Genomic DNA, 18,227 nt, shown 5'->3' with positions numbered 1-18,227 from the left:
GCGCTGACCGCGCCTCCACGCCGCCGAATGGCGGCTTGACGGACGGTGCTGTCGCGCCGCGACTGGGCGCCGCGGCACGGCCGGAAACGACCCTACTCACACATGGTCGCGCGGTGTCAGCACGCGGCCCTGCGACTGCGTTTCCCGGTGCGGCGCCGACACCCCCGCCTGCGCCACGAGGCCTACCATAGTGCAAGATCAACATGGGCTTGGACCAGGGCAGAAACGGAGCCGAGGGGCTACCTGAGCACGTGTTTCAGCTCGTCCTGGGTCCGCAGCACCGCGGCACGCAGCGCTGCGGGATCCGGGCCCTGCCGGAGCAGTCCCCGCGAGGAGGCGGCCAGCACGTTCGGCAGGCTGTCGCCGAACAACGGCGCGAGGTCCGTCGCCTCGGCCCCCTGCGCACCGAACCCCGGGGCCAGAATTGGCCCGTTCAGCCCAGTGAGGTCGAGGCCACCAGGCTCGATCGTCGCCCCGACGACCAGTCCGACGCCGCCGAGCGGTTCGACGCCCGCGTTCCGCGCGGCCGCTTCGTCCACAACGGACTGGGCAACCGTGCGTCCACCCGAATCGGCTCGCTGCAGGCTTTCGCCCTCGGGATTCGACGTGCGCGCCAGCACGAACACGCCCCTGCCCGTCGCCTCGGCGAGCGTCAGCGCCGGTTCCAGCGCGCCGAAGCCGAGATAGGGCGAGACGGTGATCGCGTCGGCGGCCAGCGGCGAACCATCGCCGAGGTAGGCCTGCGCGTAGGCGACCATCGTGGAGCCGATGTCGCCGCGCTTGACGTCGAGCAGGACGAGCGTGCCCGCCTGCCGTGCGTGCTCGAGCACGCGCTCCAGCACGGCCACGCCCTTCGAGCCGTACGCCTCGAAGAACGCCGACTGTGGCTTGAGTATCGCCACGTGCTCGGCGAGCGCCTCCGTGGCGCTCAGCGCGAACGTCTCCAGCCCCCGTGCGTCCGGGGTCAGGCCCCACGCCCGGAGCAGCTCCGGATGCGGGTCCACCCCGGCGCACAGCGGTCCCCGCCGGGCGACGGCGCGCGACAGTCGCGCGCCGAACGCCTCGCGGACGACGGTCACGACCCGTCCCGGAGCGACGCCTGGAGCTGCTGCAACGAGCGCACCCCGAGGTCTCCCCGGATGACCGCCTCGATGCCGTGCACGGCCGCCGCAGCGCCCTGCACGGTGGTCACACACGGGATCCCCCGCGACACCGCGGCCGTGCGGATCTCGTAGCCGTCCACGCGCGGGCCGCTGTTGCCGTACGGCGTGTTGATGACCATGTCCACACCGCCGTCGAGGATGACCTCGACGATGTTCGGCTCGTCCTCGCCGCTGCCCTGGTAGTGCTTGCGCACCACGGTGCACGGCACGCCGTTGCGGCGCAGCACCTCGGCGGTGCCGGACGTCGCGAGCACCTCGAAGCCGAGGTCGGCGAGCCGCTTGACGGGGAACACCAGCGAGCGCTTGTCGCGGTTGGCCACCGACACGAACACCTTGCCGCTGACCGGAAGTGAGCCGTAGGCACCGGCCTGCGACTTCGCGAACGCGGTGCCGAAGGACGTGTCGACGCCCATCACCTCGCCCGTGGACTTCATCTCGGGGCCCAGCAGCGAGTCCACGCCGTGGCCCTCCGGCGTGCGGAAGCGGTGGAAGGGCAGCACGGCCTCCTTCACCGCCACCGGCGCGTCGACGGGCAGCTGTCCGCCATCGCCCTCGGGCGGCAGCACACCGCGCTCCCGCAGCTCCGTGATCGGCATTCCCGTCATCAGCAGTGCGGCGGCCTTCGCCAGCGGCACCGCCGTCGCCTTCGAGACGAACGGCACGGTCCGCGACGCGCGCGGGTTGGCCTCCAGCACGTACAGCACGTCGTCCTTGAGCGCGTACTGCACGTTGAGCAGCCCGCGCACGCCGACACCGCGGGCGATCGCCTCGGTGCAGCGGCGCACCTGCTCGAGATCCGTGCGGCCCAGCGTGATCGGTGGCAGCGCGCACGCCGAGTCGCCGGAGTGGATGCCCGCCTCCTCGATGTGCTCCATCACGCCGCCGAGGAACAGCTCCTCGCCGTCGAACAGGGCGTCCACGTCGATCTCGATCGCGTCGTCAAGGAAGCGGTCGACGAGCACCGGGTGCTCGGGCGTCACCTCCGTGGCGCGCTGGATGTAGCCGGCCAGCGAGGCCTCGTCGTAGACGATCTCCATGCCGCGCCCGCCGAGCACGTACGACGGCCGCACCAGCACGGGGTAGCCGATCTCGTCGGCGATGCGCTTGGCGCCCTCGAACGAGGTCGCGGTGCCGTACGCGGGCGCGGGCAGGCCTGCCGAGCGCAGCACGTCACCGAACGCTCCGCGGTCCTCGGCCAGGTGGATGGCCTGCGGCGGCGTGCCCACAATCGGCACGCCCGCGTCGGCCAGCCGCTGCGCGAGGCCGAGCGGGGTCTGCCCGCCCAGCTGCACGATCACGCCCGCGACGGTGCCCGACGACTGCTCGGCGCGCACGACCTCCAGCACGTCCTCGAACGTCAGCGGCTCGAAATACAGGCGGTCGGAGGTGTCGTAGTCGGTGGAGACGGTCTCCGGGTTGCAGTTGACCATCACGGCCTCGAACCCGGCTTCCCGCAGCGCGAGTGCAGCGTGCACGCACGAGTAGTCGAACTCGATGCCCTGCCCGATGCGGTTCGGCCCGGAACCGAGGATGAGTACCTTCGGCCGTTCCGGCTGTGGGGCGACCTCGGTCTCGGCCGCGGGATCGGCCTCGTAGGCGGAGTAGTGGTACGGCGTGCGGGCCTCGAACTCGGCGGCGCAGGTGTCCACGGTCTTGAACACCGGGTGCACACCGAGCCGGTGCCGCAGCGTGCGCACGCCGTCCTCGCCGGCCAGCTCGGGCCGCAGGGACGCGATCTGCCGGTCGGACAGCCCGGTGCGCTTGGCGCGGCGCAGCAGCTGCTGGTCCAGCACCGGGGCGTCGCGCACCTCGGCGCCGACCTCGCCGATCAGCGCGATCTGGTCGACGAACCACGGGTCGATGCCGCTGGCCTCGTGCACCTGCGCGACGGTGCCGCCGAGCCGCAACGCGCGCTCCACGGCGTAGAGCCTGCCGTCGTGGGCGGTGCGCAGGTCCTCGAGCGTCGACTCCAGCGTGGCGCCCTCGGGGTCCGGCTGCGTCCAGAAGCCGACGCGCTTGGTCTCCATCGAGCGCATGGCCTTGCCCAGCGCCTCGGGGAAACTGCGGCCCAGCGACATGGCCTCGCCGACGCTCTTCATCGTCGTGGTCAGCATCGGGTCGGCGCCAGGGAACTTCTCGAACGCGAAGCGCGGCACCTTGACGACCACGTAGTCCAGCGTCGGCTCGAAGCTGGCCGGGGTCTCGCCGGTGATGTCGTTGCTGATCTCGTCGAGCGTGTAGCCGATCGCGAGCTTGGCGGCGATCTTGGCGATCGGGAAGCCCGTGGCCTTCGACGCCAGCGCCGAGGACCGCGACACCCGCGGGTTCATCTCGATCACGATCATGCGCCCGTCGGCCGGGTTGATCGCGAACTGGATGTTGCAGCCGCCGGTGTCGACGCCCACCTCGCGCAGCACGTCGATGCCGACATCGCGCATGTGCTGGTACTCGCGGTCGGTCAGCGTCATCGCGGGGGCGACGGTCACCGAGTCACCGGTGTGCACGCCCATCGCGTCGACGTTCTCGATCGAGCACACCACCACCACGTTGTCGTGGCGGTCGCGCATCAGCTCGAGCTCGTACTCCTTCCAGCCGAGCACGCTCTCCTCGATGAGCACCTCGGTGACAGGGCTCTCCTCGAGGCCGACCGACGCGAGCCGCTCCAGCTCCTCGTCGGTGTGCGCCATGCCGGAGCCGAGCCCGCCCATCGTGAACGACGGCCGGATGACCACGGGAAGGCCCACCTCGGCGACGGTCTTGCGCACCTCCTCCATGGAGTGGCAGACCGCGCTGCGCGGCACGTCGCCGCCGACGTCGCGCACGATGTCCTTGAACTTCTGCCTGTCCTCGCCGCGCTGGATGGCGTCGATGTCGGCGCCGATCAGCTCGACGCCGTACTTCTCCAGCACCCCGCGCTCGTGCAGCGCGACGGCGGTGTTGAGGGCGGTCTGCCCGCCCAGCGTCGCCAGCAGCGCGTCGGGGCGCTCGGCCGCGATGACCTTCTCGACGTACTCGGGGGTCACCGGCTCGATGTAGGTGGCGTCGGCGAACTCGGGGTCCGTCATGATCGTCGCGGGGTTGGAGTTGACCAGGCTCACGCGCAGTCCCTCGGCGCGCAGCACCCGGCACGCCTGGGTGCCGGAGTAGTCGAACTCGGCGGCCTGGCCGATCACGATCGGCCCCGACCCGATGACGAGAACGTGCTCGATGTCGTTGCGTTTGGGCATTACTTGGACTTCTCCATCAAGGTCACGAACTCGTCGAACAGCGGGTTGGCGTCGTGCGGACCCGCCGCCGCCTCCGGGTGGTACTGCACGGAGAAGGCGGGCACGTCGGCGCACCGAAGGCCCTCCACCGTGCCGTCGTTCGCGCAGTAGTGGCTCACCTTGGCCGCGCCGAACGGCGACTCGAACCGCTGGCCGGGCTCGCCCTCGAGCGCGAAGCCGTGGTTCTGCGCGGTGATCGCCACGCGGCCGGTGTCGGCGTCGAGCACCGGCACGTTGATGCCGCGGTGACCGAAGCGCATCTTGTAGGTGCCCAGCCCCAGCGCGCGGCCGAGGATCTGGTTGCCGAAGCAGATGCCGAACAGCGGCATCTGCCTGCCGAGTACCTGCTTGGTCAGCTCGATCGCGTGCGTCTGCGTCTGCGGGTCGCCGGGACCGTTGGAGAGAAAGACGCCGTCGGGCTCCACCGCGAGCAGGTCGTCGAGCGTGCTCGATGCGGGCAGCACGTGCACCTCGATGCCGCGCTTGGCCATCTGCCGGGGCGTGTTCGACTTGATGCCGAGGTCGAGAGCGGCCACGCGGTAGCGGCGCTCGCCCTCGGCGGCCACCACGTACGGCTTGTCCGTGGTCACCTGGCCCGCCAGGTCGGCACCCTTCATCGGCGGGCTCGCGAGCACCTCGGCGACCATGTCGTCGGGCGAGGCGAGCGCGTCACCGGAGAACACCCCGGCGCGCATGGCGCCGTGCTCGCGGATGTGGCGCGTGAGCGTGCGCGTGTCCACCTCGGCGATGCCGACCACGTCCTGGGCTCGCAGCTCGTCGTCCAGCGAGCGCGTCGCGCGCCAGTTGGACGGCGTGCGCGCGGGGTCGCGGACCACGTAGCCGGCGACCCACACCCGCGAGGACTCGTCGTCCTCGTCGTTCCAGCCGGTGTTGCCGATCTGCGGAGCCGTCTGCACCACGATCTGGCCGCGGTAGGACGGGTCGGTCAGCGTCTCCTGGTAGCCGGTCATGCCGGTGCAGAAGACGGCCTCACCGAGCGAACGACCCTGTGCGCCGTAGGCGGTGCCCCGGAAGATCCTGCCGTCCTCGAGGACGAGCGCGGCCGGCGTGCGTGTGCCGCTCATACCTGGGCACCTCCCTTGACCTCGTTGATCCACTGTGGATAGTCGCCGTGGTCGTCGCCACGGAACCCGGTGTCGAGCTCGACGTCGCCGACGCTCCAGGTGAACACCAGCAGGCTCTCGGTGCCCATGACCTTGCCCGCCATCCCCTTACCGGGCTTGACGTCCACAATGGAGGAGCGCGGGATCCAGATGCCCACCGCGCCGGCGCGGTCCACGTGGACGCCCTGCTCGTACAGGCGCAGCACCGCCGGGCCGCGCATGCCGACGCCGCGCGTCACCACCCGCTCCTGCCAGTGCCCCGCGTTGGTGGTCGCGACGTAGAGACCGTCGGCCGTCAGCGTCGGCTCGCCCAGGTTCTCCGGCAGCTCGGGGAACGGCGGGATGCGCACGCTCTGGGTGCGGGCCTGTCGTCGCCAGCCGCGCCACATGCCGTAGACCGCGAGTGCGAAGAACGCGACGACCAGCAGTGTCAGTAGCAGCCTGTCCATTACCCAATCTTCCCTTCGCGCGACGTGATCCGCCCGCGCAGCAACGTGGCGCTCACCACGGCGGGCAAGCGCATTCCCTCGTACGGGGTGTTGGCGGAGACGCTGGCCAGCTCGGCCCCGCGCACCGTCCACTCGGCCTCGGGGTCGACCAGCACGAGGTTGGCCGGCTCGCCGACGGCCAGCGGCCTGCCCTGGTCGGGCAGCCCGGCGATCTCGGCGGGCCGCTCGCTCATGATCCTGGCCACGCCGCGCCAGTCGAGCAGGCCGGGGCGCACCATCGTCTCCACCACGATCGACAGCGCGGTCTGCAGGCCGAGCATGCCCGGCCTGGCCGCGTCCCACTCGCAGTCCTTGTCCTGCACGGCGTGCGGGGCGTGGTCGGTGGCGACGCAGTCGAGCACGCCGGAGGCCAGCGCGCGGCGCATGCGCTCGACGTCGGCCTCGGCCCGCAGCGGCGGGTTGACCTTGTTGATGGGGTCGTAGGTGGCGAGCCGCTCGTCGGTGAGCAGCAGGTGGTGCGGCGTCACCTCGGCAGAGACGTCCACGCCGAGCCCCTTGGCCCAGTCGAGGACGTCGACCGTGCCGGTGGCCGACACGTGGCAGATGTGCAGCCGCGCCCCCGCGTGCCTGGCGAGCACGCAGTCGCGGGCGACGATCGCCTCCTCCGCCGACGATGGCCAGCCGGCATAGCCGAGCCTGGCCGCGCGCTCCCCCTCGTGGGCCTGCGCGCCGACGGTGAGCCTCGGCTCCTCCGCGTGCTGGGCGACGACCACGCCGAGCGCGGTCGAGTACTCCAGCGCCCTGCGCATGAGCAGCGGGTCGGACACGCAGTGCCCGTCGTCGGAGAACAGCCGCACGCCTGCCGCCGACTTTGCCATCGTGCCCATCTCGGCGAGCCGCTCGCCCTTGAGGCCGACCGTGACGGCGCCGACCGGGTGCACGTCGACAAGCCCGGTCTCCCTGCCGCGCCGCCAGACGTGCTCCACCACCACGGCGTTGTCGGCGACCGGGTCGGTGTTGGCCATCGCGAAGACCGCGGTGTAGCCGCCCAGCGCCGCCGCGGCGGAACCGGAGTCGACGGTCTCGGTATCCTCCCGGCCGGGCTCGCGCAGGTGGGTGTGCAGGTCGACGAACCCGGGCAGCAGCACCTGTCCCCCGGCCTCGACCACCTCGGTGCCCTCGGCCGCGGCGACCGCGCCGATCTCGGCGATCGTCCCGTCGACGACGAGCACGTCCACCTTCTCGCCCTCGCCGTAGAGGCGGGCGCCCTTGAGCAGAACCTGGGTCACTCTTCTCCCTCTCCCGCGAGCAGGTGGTACAGCACTGCCATGCGCACGTGGACGCCGTTGCGGACCTGCTCGGTGATCGCGGACTGCGGCGCGTCGGCCACGGCGGAGCCGATCTCCATGCCGCGCAGCATCGGCCCGGGATGCAGCACCACGGCGTCCTCGGGCAGCAGACCCAGCCGCGCCTCGTTCAGCCCGTAGGCGATCGAGTACTCGCGGGCCGACGGGAAGAAGCCGCCGTGCATGCGCTCGGCCTGCACCCGCAGCATCATCACCGCGTCCACCGCGGGCAGCTCGGCGTCCAGTTCGTGCGAGACGGTCACGGGCCAGGATTCCACGCCCTTGGGCAGCAGCGTGGGCGGTGCGACGAGCACCACGTCGGCGCCGAGCGTGGCGAGCAGGTGCACGTTGGACCTGGCGACCCGGCTGTGCAGGACGTCACCGACGATCGCGATCCGGCGGCCCTTCAACGCGCCGAGCCGCTCGCGCAGCGTCGCGGCGTCGAGCAGCGCCTGCGTGGGGTGCTCGTGGGTGCCGTCGCCCGCGTTGACCACCGACGTCCCGGTCTCGGTCAGCCAGCCGGCCAGCCGGTGGGCCGCGCCGGAGGCGGGGTGCCGGACGATCACGCAGTCGGCGCCCGCCGCGGCGAGCGTCAGCGCGGTGTCGCGCAGCGACTCGCCCTTGCCGACCGAGGACCCGCCGGCCGAGACGTTCACCACGTCGGCGCTCATCCACTTGCCCGCGATCTCGAACGAGACCCGGGTGCGGGTGGAGTTCTCGTAGAACATCGTGATGACCGTGCGGCCGCGCAGCGTCGGCAGCTTGCGGACCTCCCTGCCGAGCAGGGTGCGCTTGAGCTCGTCGGCCGTGTCGAGGACCGCGGTGGCGGCGTCCTCGGCGAGACCGTCGGTGGTGAGCAGGTGCTTCATCGGCGTTCCCCCAGCAGTACCGCGTCACGGCCGTCGACGTCGGCGAACAGGACCGAGACCTCCTCCGAGCGCGACGTGGGCACGTTCTTGCCCACGTAGTCGGCGCGGATGGGCAGCTCGCGGTGCCCCCGGTCGACGAGCACGGCGAGCTGCACGGACTTGGGCCTGCCGTGGTCGCGCAGCGCGTCGAGAGCGGCCCGGATGGTCCGGCCGGAGAACAGGACGTCGTCCACGAGGACCACGATCCGGTCGTCGATGCCGGTGCCGGGCAGCTGGGTCTGCTCGAGCGGACGGGTGGGCTTGCGCCGCAGGTCGTCGCGGTAGAGCGTCACGTCGAGGGCCCCGGTGGGCACGTCGACGCCGGAGAACTCGGTGATGCGCTCGCCGAGCCGCGTCGCGAGCGGGATGCCGCGCGTGGGAATGCCCAACAGCACGGGTGGTGTCGCGTTCGCCGAATCGAGCGCGGTCTTCTCGATGACCTGATGAGCCATTCGGGCGATGGTGCGCGCGACGTCCCCGGCCGTGAGCAGCTCGCGCTCAGCAGCCGGTTCCGTCGCGCCACGTGGACGTGGCGCCACGGTAGACCTCCTTCCCCGCCTCACGGGACGGGTCCTTAAAGGATGTCGATTCCCCTGGTCGGACGAGGAATCCGCACAGACAGTAGCAGGTGACGCGCCTCAGTCTTCCGGGTGGTGGGATCGCGTCCGGCGACGTCAGCGAGCGATGATCTGCTTGACCTGGTGACGACTACGAGTAACCATTACTCTGAGTATTCGACTCACGAGTTCCCTGTCGGTCATCCGGGCCGATCTCGGGACGAGGAAACGGAGAACCACCAGATGGGCGATTACGCCAAGGCGCTCGGGGCCAAGCTCCGCGGTATCCGCCAGCAACAGGGCTTGTCCCTGCACGGGGTCGAGCAGAAGTCCGGCGGCCGCTGGAAGGCGGTCGTGGTGGGCTCCTACGAGCGTGGCGATCGTGCGGTAACCGTGCAGAAGCTGGCCGAGCTCGCCGATTTCTACGGTGTCCCGGTGGTCGAGTTGTTGCCAGAGGGCCGGGTTCCCTCCGGCGCCGAGCCGGCCACGAAGATCGTGATCAACCTCGAGCGGTTGCAGCAGCTGCCCGCGGAGAAGGTCGGTCCGCTCGCCCGCTATGCCGCGACCATCCAGAGCCAGCGCGGCGACTACAACGGCAAGGTCCTCTCGATTCGCACCGAGGACCTGCGCTCGCTCGCGATCATCTACGACATGACGCCCGGCGAGCTCACCGAGCAGCTGATCGACTGGGGCGTGCTCCCGCCCGAGGCTCGCCCCTCGAAGGAGGACTGATCACCGCCGCGCGGTCGTGAGCGGGAGAATCCCTGCTCACGACCCGGCGGTGACTGCGAATTTTCTAGAGCACGGCTCGCAACCGGTCGGCGATGTTGCCGATCCGGCCGAGTACGCCGTTGACGAAGCGCGGCGAGTCGTCGGTGGACAGTTCCTTGGCCAGGCCCACCGCCTCGTCGATCGCGACCGGGTCCGGCACGTCGGCCGACCAGAGCATCTCGTAGACACCGAGCCGCAGGATCGCGAGATCCACCGGCGGCATCCGACTCAGCGTCCAGCCCTGCGAATGCTCCGCGAGCAGCTCGTCGATGCGCTCGAGCTGCTCCGTGACCCCCTCGACCACCGAGACGGTGTAGTCGCCGATCGGGTCGACCTCGATCGACCCGACCCGCTCGCTCAGGAGCGTGACGGCGTCGGACTCGCGCTGCGCGGCCTCGTACAGGAACTCGACCGCCCGGCGGCGAGCGGCGCGGCGGCTGATGGGCCCGCCGCGGCGAACTGGTTTCTCAGCACTCACCGGGGTTCTCACGCGCGGCCGAGGTAACGGCCATCGCGGGTGTCGACCTTGACCTTCTCGCCGGTGCCGACGAACAGCGGCACCTGGATCTCGGCGCCGGTCTCGAGCCGCGCGGGCTTGGTGCCACCGGTGGAACGGTCGCCCTGCAGGCCCGGGTCGGTGTGCTCGATCACGAGCTCGACCGAGGTGGGCAGCTCGATGTAGAGCGTCTCGCCCTCGTGCATGGCCACCTGCGCCTCGGTGTTCTCGAGCAGGAAGTTGGCGCTGTCGCCGACGGTCTCGCGCGGGACGTTGATCTGCTCGAACGTCTCGCCGTCCATGAAGACGAAGTCGGAGCCGTCGTTGTAGAGGTAGGTCATGTTGCGGCGGTCCACCGTCGCGGTCTCGACCTTGGTGCCCGCGTTGAAGGTCTTGTCCACGACCTTGCCGGAGAGCACGTGCTTCAGGGTGGTGCGGACGAAGGCGCCGCCCTTGCCGGGCTTGACGTGCTGAAAGTTCACGACCGACCAGAGCTGGCCGTCGAGATTCAGCACCACGCCGTTCTTGAGGTCGTTGGTGGTGGCCACGGGTGTGAGATCTCCTGTGATTGGTTGGGCCGCGTACTAGACGACCACGAGTTCCTTGCTGGTCAGGGTGAGGAGCTCGGGAGTCCCCTCCCGCACGACGAGCGTGTCCTCGATGCGCACGCCACCCCGGCCGGCGAGATACACGCCCGGCTCGACGGTGACCGCCATACCGGCGGACAGTGTACCGGCGCCGGTCGCGGCCAGGCTCGGAGCCTCGTGAATCTGCAGGCCGACGCCGTGGCCGAGACCGTGCGAGAACTCCTCGCCGCGGCCCGCGCCCACGATCACGTCCCGTGCCGCGCGGTCCACGCCCGCCACGTCGGCGCCCGGTCGCACGGCCTCCCGGCCCGCGGACTGGGCGAGTCTGACCAGCTCGTAGACCTCCCGCTGCCAGTCGGCGGGCGGGCCGAGCACGAGGGTGCGCGTCATGTCCGAGTGGTACCCGTCCACGGTCGCGCCGAAATCCAGTTTCACGAAATCGCCCGCCGCGAGCAGCGCGCCCGTGGGCCGGTGGTGCGGGATCGCCGAGTTGGCTCCCGCGGCGACGATCGAGGTGAACGACGGTTCCTCGGAGCCGTGGTCGAGCATGCGGCTCTCCAGGTCGCGAGCCACCTCGCGTTCCGTGCGGCCCGGCCGCAGGCCACCGTGCTCGATCAGCTCCGCGAGCGCGCGGTCGGCGGCGGCGCACGCCCGGCGCAGGGCGTCGATCTCGGTCTCGTCCTTGACCAGGCGCAGGCGTTCGACCAGCCCCGGCGCGCGGCGCAGCTCCACGTCGCCCGCCCTGCCGGTCAGCGTCCGGTGCTGCTCGACGCTCACGTACTGGCTCTCGAACCCGGTCCGGCCGTAGCGCGCGGGCGTGGTGGCGGCGCGCGACACCAGCGCGCCCGCGCTGGCCCGGTCGAGCACGCGCTCGAGATCGGGCACCTCGGCGGCGGCCTGCGTGGTGTAGCGGCCGTCGGTGCAGAACACGGTGTCCGCGTCGCCCTCGGCGTGCAGCAGCAGCGCGGCGTTGGACCCGGTGAAGCCCGTCAGGTAGCGGATGTTCAGCAGATCGGTGACCAGGAGCGCGTCGAGGCCGTCCTCGCGCAACAGGTCACGCAGCGCCGCTCTGCGGGCGGCTCGGATCTCGGTCTGGGTGCTGGAGTCGTCGGCCACGGTCCCAGCTTAGGGCTCGACCTGCGCGCGCTTGCGGTTACAGTGGCCCGATGCCGTCCTGGGTTGTTCGCGGACTCGGCCTGGCCGTGCTGCACGCCGCCGCCACCGTCGCACTGGCGAAGATCGCGGTCTTCCAGCCGACCGAGTCCACCACCGTCACCGCCGTCGTGCTGGCGCTGCTCGTGGGCGCGGCGTTGCTCTGGAGTTCGCTCGACGCGTGGCTCGGCCTCACCGATCCGGGCCGCACCTGGTTCATCGCAGCGCTGCTCGCCGGGCCGCTGGCGGGCATCCTCTCCGTGATCGGCCGCGCGGTGTTCGTCGACCAGACCGGCATGAGCGAACTGGGGTCCGCGCTGACCGGCGGCGCCGCGTTCACAGCGTTGCTCGTGCTCGTCCCCGCGGGACTCGGCATCCTGGTCGGCGGGCGGCTGCGATCCCCGCACGACAACCGGGACACCGACGGTGCCGACGATGCCGACGGGGACTCGCCGAAGCCGACGCCTCAGCCGCGCAGGCCCAAGGTCGGCCCCGCGGGATAGGCGTCCCACTCCTGACGGCTCACCGGTTCCACCGCGGAGCCGTTGAGTTCGGTGACGTCCGCGCCGACCACGGGCCAGAGCGCGCCGTCGAGCAGGAATCCGGAGCCGAGTCCCGGCGCCTCCACCGCCCTGGCCGCCGAGGGCAGCCGCGCGTCCACGGGCAGCCCGTCGAGCACCGCCAGCCGCTCGTCCAGCACCACGCTCGCGAGCTGCGCGGCCACCGAACGCCGGTCAACGCGCACGACCTTGCCATCGGCGACCAGGTCCATGGTGCGCACCGGCGAGGGCATGGCGAAGCCGTCGAGCACCGCCAGCGCACGCTCCGGATCGGAACAGGCCTCCAGTCCGAACAGGTCCAGCCCATAGCGGCGCAGCTCCGTCGGCGCCCTGGCCTCACCGATCACGGTGGCGTGAATGACGTCGATGGGCACCCGGCCGCACGGGTCCTCCGGCGAGACCGGCGCGTGGCCGTCGGGCCTGCGGACCAGACCAGGTCCCTCCTCCCACTCGTCGGGGATCGTCACCGGCTGGTACGGCGTGGCCGTGAAGTCGCGGTTCCAGAAGGTGATCGTGGTGCCGGTGTCGGTCTGGTGCGCGATGGCGAACGCCTCCAGCGCGTCCACCCACATCAGGTCGGCGCTGAACGCGTCGACCAGCGAGTTGGTGCGCGCGGTCTCCGTGTTCGACACGTCGTCGAAGCCCTGCGGGCCCAGCGCCTGGACGCCGGCCGAGAACGTGGGGTCCTTGGCACGCAACAGGAACTGGCCCGCGCCGTTCCACCCCGCGGCGCTTCCGGTGGTGTCGGTGAACATCAGGTAGAACCAGCCGTCGAGGTAGACCGCGGCAGGCTGGCCCGCGCCGTAGGTGTTGTCGCGATGCGTGTCGTGGGCGGGCTCGACGACCGGGTCGTCGCTCGGCCGCGTCCAGTTGCGCCCGTCGGTGCTGGTGACGAGGCCGATCGCGTTCCCGAGCGCGTGACTGCCCGCCGCGCCCGTGTAGTACATGTAGTACGTGCCGTCGACCCTGATCACCGAGGGATCGCACGTGTGCACGCCGTCGAAGGCGCCGGGGTTGCCGGAGAGCACCGCCTCGGGGATGCCGCCGTCGGCGCTGCGGAACGGCCCGTCGGGCGTGCCCGCCTCGGCGTAGAGGATGTCGTCACCGGGCGGCCGCGCGCTGCCGTACTGGCTGCACCACCACATCCGGGTCTGCCCGCCGTCGGACATCACAGTGGGCCCGTAGTTGTAGACGGCGTCGGCGCCGCCCTTGGCGACCACGCCGGGACTCGCCCGGTACCGGTCCGCCTGCAGTCCCACCTGGTGCTCGGTGGGGGTGGGCTCCGCGCCGCCTGCCCCGATGCGCGGATCCGAGCCTCCGGCCTGGGGCCGGGTCGTGCCCGCCGTGCAGCTCGCCACCAGGACGGCACTGACCGCCACGGCGAGCGCCGCGCCGACCAGACGAACTCGACCATGCCGGGTGCGCATGCTGGCGACGGACCTCCATCCCTCCCCCACAGCCCGAACGTCTCGCCGGGGCCTCGCCAGTCTACGGTTCCCCTCACCCGATCGGGTGCAGACCTCGTGGTGTGGCAACCAGTTCGACCTCGAACCCATGGGCGTTGTGCAGATACGCCGCATAGTGATCGGCCCCGCCCGCATGCGGGTAGGCATCGGCGAACATCGGCCACCAGCCGTGCTCACCGGCGGCCGCAGCCAGCTCATCGACGCGCTCGGTGCTCGCCACGTGCAGCGCGAGGTGGTTGAGCCCGGGCCGGGTGCGCTCGTGTTCGGCCGCGCTCAACGCCGGCGAGCGCTCCACCACGACATAGGTGTCGCCCAGCCGCCAGCTCACCCCGGCCGACCAGCGCTGGTACTCGGTCCAGCCGAGCTCGGTGAGCAGCCAGCCGAAGCTGCGCTCGGCCGCGGCGAGGTCGGGAACCCACAGCTCGACGTGGTGCAGCCTGCCGTGCCGCTCGGGCAGGGCGACGGTCACGCGGTGGGGCGCGCCGTAGTGGTCACCGCCGCCCACGTCGGCGAAACCCAGCCGCCGCGCCAGATTCAGGCTCGCCGTGTTGTCCTCGTGGATCAGCGCCCACACCGCGGGCAGGCCGAGTGAGCCGAACCCGTGCCGCAGCAGCGCGGCGGCAGCCTCGGTCGCGAACCCCTCGCCGCCGTGCGCACGATCGCAGAACCAGCCGATCTCGACGGCCTCGCCCGGCAGCTCCGACGAGGGCCGCAGGTGCGCGAGACCGATCATCCGGCCCTCGAGCTCGAGCACCCAGTGACCGGTACCGGGCGGGCCCTTGTAGCCGAGCCTGCGCTCGATCATCTCCGCGCACTGCCCGGGATCGGTCAGGTCGGACCTGAGGAACCGGCTCAGGGCCGGGTCCGCGAACAGCCCCGTCACCGCGCCGGTGTCCCGCGAGTGGAGCCCGCGCAGCACGAGCCGGTCGGTCCGCAGGGTGGGGACGGCGGTCATCCCCGGTTGTCGGCCAGCCAGCGCAGGGCGAGGCGGTAGCCGTCGACACCGAAACCGGCGAGCACGCCAGTCGCGATGTCGGAGAGCACGCTGTGGTGCCGGAACGCCTCTCGCTTGTGGACGTTCGAGATGTGCAGCTCGATCAGAGGCGCGCTCAGCTGGGCGGCGGCATCGCGCACGGCGATCGAGTAGTGCGTCCACGCACCGGCGTTGAGCACCACGGGCGAGCCCGCGTCGGCGGCCTCGTGCAGCCAGCCGACCATCTCGCCCTCGTGGTCGGTCTGGCGGACCTCGACGCCGAGGCCGAGCTCCTCTCCGGTCTCGGCGCACAGCCGCACCAGGTCGGCGTAGGTCGTGGAGCCGTACACGGACGGCTCGCGCGTGCCGAGCCTGCCGAGGTTGGGTCCGTTGAGCACCAGGACGGTCACAGCAGTAGTCCCCCGTTGTTGGTCTGCTCACCCGCGATGGCGGAGTAGGCACCCGCGAGCAGGGCGGGGTCGGGGCCTTCCATCCGGCCCGGCTTGGCGAGACCGTCGAGCACCACGAATCGCAGCGTGCCCGCCCGGTTCTTCTTGTCGGCGCGCATGCCGTCGATCAGCTGCGGGAGCGCGTCCGGGTCGTAGGTCGTGGGCAGCCCGAGCGAGCGCAGCACCGCGGTGTGGCGGTCGGCGGTGGCGTCGTCGAGCCTGCCCGCGAGCCGCGCGAGTTCGGCAGCGAACACGAGCCCGACGCTCACGGCCGCCCCGTGCCGCCAGCGGTAGCGCTCCCGGCGCTCGATGGCGTGGCCGAGCGTGTGGCCGTAGTTGAGGATCTCGCGCAGGTCCGACTCCCGCAGGTCCGCCGACACGACGTCGGCCTTCACCTGGATGGAGCGGCGGACCAGCTCGCCGAGCACCGTGCCGGTCGTGTCGACGGCGGCGGCCGAGTCCTGCTCGATCAGCTCGAGGATCCGCGGGTCGGCGATGAAACCGGCCTTGACGATCTCGGCCATGCCCGCCACGAGTTCGTTCGGTGGCAGAGTCTCCAGAGTCGCGAGGTCCACCAGCACCGCGGACGGCTCGTGGAACACGCCGACCAGGTTCTTGCCCGCCTCGGTGTTGATGCCGGTCTTGCCACCGACCGCGGCGTCCACCATGCCGAGCAGCGTGGTGGGGACGTTCACCAGCCGCACGCCGCGCATCCACGTGCCCGCGACGAATCCGGCGAGGTCGGTGACCGCGCCGCCGCCGAGCCCGACGACCACGCCCCGGCGGTCGAGACCGATCTGGCCGAGCACGTCCCAGCAGAAGTCGGCGACGCGCAGCGCCTTGCCGTCCTCGGCGTCGGGGATCTCCACGCGATGTGCGTCGACCCCGGCGCCGACGAGCTCCTCACGGACGGCCTCCGCGGTGGTCGTGAGCGTCGGCGGGTGGATCAGCGCCACCCTCGACGCGTCGCGCACCATGGCGGTGAGCTCGGCGAGCAGGCCGCGGCCCACCACGACCTCGTAGGGCTGTGCGGTCCTGACCTCGATGCGGACCGGATCGGTGGTCATCGTCCTCCTCACGGGAGACCGGTCGCCGCTGCGGCGAACCCGGCCTGCGTCCCGGCGAACCGGGCATTGCTCTGCATTGTCATTCCACAAAGGACTCGTCGGCGGCGCCGTGTCCGGCCTGCCCGACGGGTTCACGTCCGAGCCGCCCGGCGATCTCGGCGGCGATCTCGCGGGGCTTGCGACCGGTGGTGTCCACCTCGATCGTCGCGACCTCGCGGTACACCGGCAGCCGCTTGTCGAGCAGCTCCTTGAACGTCGCCCGGGGATTCACCCCGGCCAGCAGCGGGCGCGCCGTCGACAGGCCGGTGCGCTGCACGCCCTCGGCCATCCCGACGAAGAGGAACACGACGGTGTGCTCACTCAACCGCGCGCGCGTGACCTCGGCCAGTGGCGCCCCGCCGCCGAGCGCGAAAACGCCCGCGTGCCTGGCGAGCCCGTCGGCGACCACGTCCTGTTCGATGGCCCGGAACGCGGGCTCACCGTCGGCGGCGAAGATGTCGGAGATCAGCTTGCCGGTGCGCTGCTCGAGGTCGGCGTCGGCGTCGGCGTAGTCGACTCCGAGCAGCTCGGCGAGCAGCGGGCCCACCGTGCTCTTGCCCGAGCCGGGTGGGCCGACGAGAACGACGGGACCACTGGTGCTCATGCAGGTCACGGTAGCCGTCGCGGCCTGGCCGCCACCGGGCACCTCCGCCGTCGGCTCTACCGGTCCCACCACGCCTCGAGCCCCGCGAGGTAGGTCTCGGCGTTGCGCCGTGACTCGGCCAGCGAGTCGCCGCCGAACTTCTCCAGAGCCGCGTCGGCGAGGATCAGCGCCACGACCGACTCGAGCACCACACCCGCCCTCGGCACCGCGCACACGTCGGACCGCTGGTGGATCGCCACGGCGGGTTCGCCCGTCTCGACGTCGACGGTCGACAGCGCGCGCGGCACGGTGGAGATCGGCTTCATCGCGACCCGGACGCGCAGCGGTTCACCGTTGGTGATGCCGCCCTCGAGCCCGCCAGCGCGATTGGAGCGCCGCGTGACGCCCTTCGGGCCGTCGCCCCTGTCGATCTCGTCGTGTGCCTTGCTCCCCCAGCGCTGCGCGGTGGTGAAGCCGTCACCGACCTCGACCCCCTTCATCGCCTGCACGCCCATGAGCGCACCGGCGAGCCTGGCGTCGAGCCTGCGGTCCCAGTGGACGTGGGACCCGAGCCCTGGCGGAAGCCCGTAAGCGATCACCTCGATCACGCCGCCGACGGTGTCGCCCGCCTGCCGGACCGCGTCGACCTCCTCGACCATCGCCTTGGTCGCCTCGTCGCCGAACGCCCGCACGGGGCTCTCGTCGATCGCGGCGAGGTCACCGGGCTGCGGAAGCGGACCCTCGGGGGCCTGCGCGCCGCCGATGGACACGACGTGGCTGACGATCTCGACGTCCAGCAGCTGGCGCAGGTACGCCCGAGCCACGGTGCCCAGTGCCGTGCGGGACGCCGTCTCCCGGGCACTCGCGCGCTCCAGGACCGGACGAGCCTCGTCGAAGCCGTACTTCTGCATCCCGGGCAGGTCGGCGTGCCCCGGACGGGGCCGGGTGAGCGGCGCGTTGCGGGCGAGGCCTTCCAGCTCGGCGGCGTCGACCGGGTCGGCCGACATCACCTTCTCCCACTTGGGCCACTCGGCGTTCTCGATCTGGACCGCGATCGGGCCGCCCTGGGTGAGGCCGTGCCTCACCCCACCGACGAACTCGGTGCTGTCGGTCTCGAAACCCATCCGAGGGCTTCGGCCGAACCCGAGCCTGCGCCGAGCGAGCTGCTCGTTCAGGTCGGCGGTCGTGATCTCCACGCCGGCGACCATGCCCTCGAGAATGGCGGCCAACGCGGGGCCGTGGGACTCACCTGCGGTTATCCAGCGCAACAC

At 71.5% G+C, this 18,227-nt stretch carries 18 protein-coding genes; 2 read left to right on the top strand and 16 right to left on the bottom strand.

The window, feature by feature from the left end; all coding sequences use genetic code 11:
• Nucleotides 1-239: 239 nt before the first annotated feature.
• The 7 genes from pyrF to pyrR are packed head-to-tail and all read right to left on the bottom strand — an operon-like array spanning nt 240 to nt 8,795.
• On the bottom strand, nt 240-1,079 hold the full coding sequence (pyrF, locus tag JHE00_RS27810) for an orotidine-5'-phosphate decarboxylase (RefSeq protein ID WP_200323709.1): 840 nt from the start codon (nt 1,077-1,079) through the stop codon (nt 240-242).
• A complete protein-coding gene (gene carB / locus JHE00_RS27805; protein WP_200323707.1) occupies nt 1,076-4,390 on the bottom strand; it encodes a carbamoyl-phosphate synthase large subunit in 3,315 nt (1,104 codons plus the stop codon). Before carB ends, pyrF begins: the two co-directional genes overlap by 4 nt.
• On the bottom strand, nt 4,390-5,514 hold the full coding sequence (gene carA / locus JHE00_RS27800; RefSeq protein WP_200323699.1) for a glutamine-hydrolyzing carbamoyl-phosphate synthase small subunit: 1,125 nt from the start codon (nt 5,512-5,514) through the stop codon (nt 4,390-4,392). Before carA ends, carB begins: the two co-directional genes overlap by 1 nt.
• Nucleotides 5,511-6,002 carry a PH-like domain-containing protein gene (locus JHE00_RS27795; protein WP_200323690.1) on the bottom strand — a complete coding sequence of 164 codons (492 nt, stop codon included), beginning with the start codon at nt 6,000-6,002 and terminating at the stop codon, nt 5,511-5,513. The genes carA and JHE00_RS27795 overlap by 4 nt, the downstream gene beginning before the upstream one ends.
• Nucleotides 6,002-7,291 (bottom strand): dihydroorotase, encoded by a 1,290-nt coding sequence (locus tag JHE00_RS27790; protein ID WP_200323688.1) that lies wholly within the window; start codon nt 7,289-7,291, stop codon nt 6,002-6,004. The genes JHE00_RS27795 and JHE00_RS27790 overlap by 1 nt, the downstream gene beginning before the upstream one ends.
• On the bottom strand, nt 7,288-8,217 hold the full coding sequence (locus JHE00_RS27785) for an aspartate carbamoyltransferase catalytic subunit (protein WP_200323686.1): 930 nt from the start codon (nt 8,215-8,217) through the stop codon (nt 7,288-7,290). Before JHE00_RS27785 ends, JHE00_RS27790 begins: the two co-directional genes overlap by 4 nt.
• Nucleotides 8,214-8,795, bottom strand: a complete 582-nt coding sequence (gene pyrR / locus JHE00_RS27780; RefSeq protein WP_200323684.1) for a bifunctional pyr operon transcriptional regulator/uracil phosphoribosyltransferase PyrR — start codon at nt 8,793-8,795, stop codon at nt 8,214-8,216. The genes JHE00_RS27785 and pyrR overlap by 4 nt, the downstream gene beginning before the upstream one ends.
• A 261-nt stretch (nt 8,796-9,056) precedes the next feature.
• Here pyrR and bldD point away from each other — a divergent pair, with 261 nt between their 5' ends.
• Entirely contained in the window at nt 9,057-9,545 is a 489-nt protein-coding gene (gene bldD, locus JHE00_RS27775) for a transcriptional regulator BldD (protein WP_003096372.1), read from the top strand.
• A 64-nt stretch (nt 9,546-9,609) separates the two neighbouring features.
• Here the strand turns inward: bldD and nusB are convergent, their stop codons facing one another.
• The 3 genes from nusB to JHE00_RS27760 are packed head-to-tail and all read right to left on the bottom strand — an operon-like array spanning nt 9,610 to nt 11,783.
• Entirely contained in the window at nt 9,610-10,062 is a 453-nt protein-coding gene (gene nusB, locus JHE00_RS27770; RefSeq protein WP_200323682.1) for a transcription antitermination factor NusB, read from the bottom strand.
• A gap of 8 nt (nt 10,063-10,070) precedes the next feature.
• A complete protein-coding gene (gene efp, locus JHE00_RS27765) occupies nt 10,071-10,628 on the bottom strand; it encodes an elongation factor P (RefSeq protein WP_200323680.1) in 558 nt (185 codons plus the stop codon).
• A 36-nt stretch (nt 10,629-10,664) separates the two neighbouring features.
• Nucleotides 10,665-11,783 (bottom strand): M24 family metallopeptidase, encoded by a 1,119-nt coding sequence (locus JHE00_RS27760; protein WP_307832145.1) that lies wholly within the window; start codon nt 11,781-11,783, stop codon nt 10,665-10,667.
• Between the two features lie 50 nt (nt 11,784-11,833).
• Here JHE00_RS27760 and JHE00_RS27755 point away from each other — a divergent pair, with 50 nt between their 5' ends.
• A complete protein-coding gene (locus tag JHE00_RS27755; protein ID WP_200323678.1) occupies nt 11,834-12,322 on the top strand; it encodes a B-4DMT family transporter in 489 nt (162 codons plus the stop codon).
• On the opposite strand, the gene JHE00_RS27750 is transcribed toward JHE00_RS27755, so the two are convergent.
• From JHE00_RS27750 to aroC, 6 genes are all read right to left on the bottom strand, one after another.
• Nucleotides 12,286-13,806, bottom strand: coding sequence for a glycoside hydrolase family protein (locus JHE00_RS27750; protein WP_200323676.1), 1,521 nt, complete (start codon nt 13,804-13,806; stop codon nt 12,286-12,288). The two genes, JHE00_RS27755 and JHE00_RS27750, sit on opposite strands and share 37 nt — an antisense overlap.
• Nucleotides 13,807-13,879: 73 nt before the next feature.
• Nucleotides 13,880-14,800 (bottom strand): GNAT family N-acetyltransferase, encoded by a 921-nt coding sequence (locus JHE00_RS27745; RefSeq protein WP_200323674.1) that lies wholly within the window; start codon nt 14,798-14,800, stop codon nt 13,880-13,882.
• Nucleotides 14,797-15,228 carry a type II 3-dehydroquinate dehydratase gene (gene aroQ / locus JHE00_RS27740; protein ID WP_200323672.1) on the bottom strand — a complete coding sequence of 144 codons (432 nt, stop codon included), beginning with the start codon at nt 15,226-15,228 and terminating at the stop codon, nt 14,797-14,799. The genes JHE00_RS27745 and aroQ overlap by 4 nt, the downstream gene beginning before the upstream one ends.
• Nucleotides 15,225-16,334 (bottom strand): 3-dehydroquinate synthase, encoded by a 1,110-nt coding sequence (gene aroB, locus JHE00_RS27735; RefSeq protein WP_200323670.1) that lies wholly within the window; start codon nt 16,332-16,334, stop codon nt 15,225-15,227. The genes aroQ and aroB overlap by 4 nt, the downstream gene beginning before the upstream one ends.
• A 79-nt stretch (nt 16,335-16,413) precedes the next feature.
• The gene (locus tag JHE00_RS27730; RefSeq protein WP_200323668.1) at nt 16,414-16,977 is read right to left on the bottom strand and encodes a shikimate kinase; all 564 of its coding nucleotides are present in this window, start codon (nt 16,975-16,977) and stop codon (nt 16,414-16,416) included.
• A gap of 56 nt (nt 16,978-17,033) precedes the next feature.
• Nucleotides 17,034-18,227 carry a chorismate synthase gene (gene aroC, locus JHE00_RS27725; RefSeq protein ID WP_200323666.1) on the bottom strand — a complete coding sequence of 398 codons (1,194 nt, stop codon included), beginning with the start codon at nt 18,225-18,227 and terminating at the stop codon, nt 17,034-17,036.

The sequence above is a fragment of the Prauserella cavernicola genome (assembly GCF_016595675.1).
Taxonomy (GTDB): domain Bacteria; phylum Actinomycetota; class Actinomycetes; order Mycobacteriales; family Pseudonocardiaceae; genus Prauserella_A; species Prauserella_A cavernicola.
This window is presented reverse-complemented; position numbering and strand designations above follow the sequence as displayed.